This is a genomic window from Mesorhizobium sp. CA4 (assembly GCF_020165075.1).
In the GTDB taxonomy this organism is placed as follows: Bacteria; Pseudomonadota; Alphaproteobacteria; order Rhizobiales; family Rhizobiaceae; genus Mesorhizobium.
The window spans coordinates 1-1098 of the sequence record NZ_JAIUHK010000083.1 but is presented as its reverse complement, the minus strand read 5'-3'; the positions used below and the strand labels follow the sequence as shown (position 1 = coordinate 1098).

General features: G+C 64.5%; 1 protein-coding gene and 1 pseudogene. Both read left to right on the top strand.

Going from position 1 to position 1098, the window contains the following annotated elements; all coding sequences use genetic code 11:
- Positions 1-786 (top strand): ATP-grasp domain-containing protein (locus LB528_RS30125; protein WP_224717241.1); only part of this gene is annotated, 786 nt, incomplete at its 5' end.
- A gap of 13 nt (positions 787-799) precedes the next feature.
- Positions 800-1098: pseudogene (locus LB528_RS30120) on the top strand (succinate--CoA ligase subunit alpha); the annotation flags it as partial.

Here is a 1098-nt window from a genome sequence, read left to right as displayed (position 1 = left end):
GAAATCTCCGAGAGAAAACCTGATTCCATCATCCGCGCCACTGTCGATCCCGGCGTCGGCATGCAAGGCTTCCAGGCCCGCGAGATCGCCTTCGGCCTCGGGCTCGAGAGCAACCTGATCGGCAAGGCGACCGAAACCATCCTCGGCTGCTACCAGGTGTTTCGCGACTACGACGCCTCGATGCTGGAGATCAATCCGCTGGTGGTGACGCGCGACGGCAGTCTCGTCGCGCTCGACGCGAAAATGTCCTTCGACGAGAACGCGCTGTTTCGCCGCCCGGAAATCTCCGAGCTGCGCGACAAGAGCCAGGAAGACCCGCGCGAAACCTTCGCCAGCGACCGCGGCCTCTCCTATGTCGGGCTCGACGGCAACATCGGCTGCATCATCAACGGCGCAGGCCTCGCCATGGCGACGATGGACATGATCAAGATCGCCGGCGGCGAGCCGGCCAACTTCCTCGACATCGGCGGCGGCGCCTCGCCGGAGCGGGTGGCGAAATCCTTCCGCGCGGTGCTCGGCGACAAGAATGTCGAGACCATCCTGGTCAACATCTTCGCCGGCATCAACCGCTGCGACTGGGTGGCCGAAGGCGTCATCAAGGCGATCCGCGAGGTAGGCGTCGACGTGCCGCTGGTGGTGCGCCTTTCCGGTACCAAGGTCGAGGAAGGCCGCAAGATCCTGGCCGATTCCGGCGAGAAGGTGATCGTCGCCGATACGCTGGCCGAAGCCGCCGAAAAGGCCGTCGCCGCCTGGCGCGAAGCCGCCAAGAACAAAAAATCAGCCTGAGGGAGGTCGAGAAATGGCAATCCTGCTCAACCGCAGCACGCGCGTCATCGTGCAAGGATTTACCGGCAAGATCGGCAGCTTCCATGCCGACGACATGAAGCGCTACGGCACCAAGCTGGTCGGCGGCGTCACCCCCGGCAAAGGCGGCCAGACGCATCTCGGCCTGCCCGTCTTCAACACCGTCAAGGGCGCCGTGCGCGAGACCCGCGCGGAGGCCAGCATCGTCTTCGTGCCGCCGCCCTTCGCGGCGGATTCGATCATGGAAGCGGCGGATGCCGGTATAAAACTGTGCGTCTGCATCACCGACGGCAT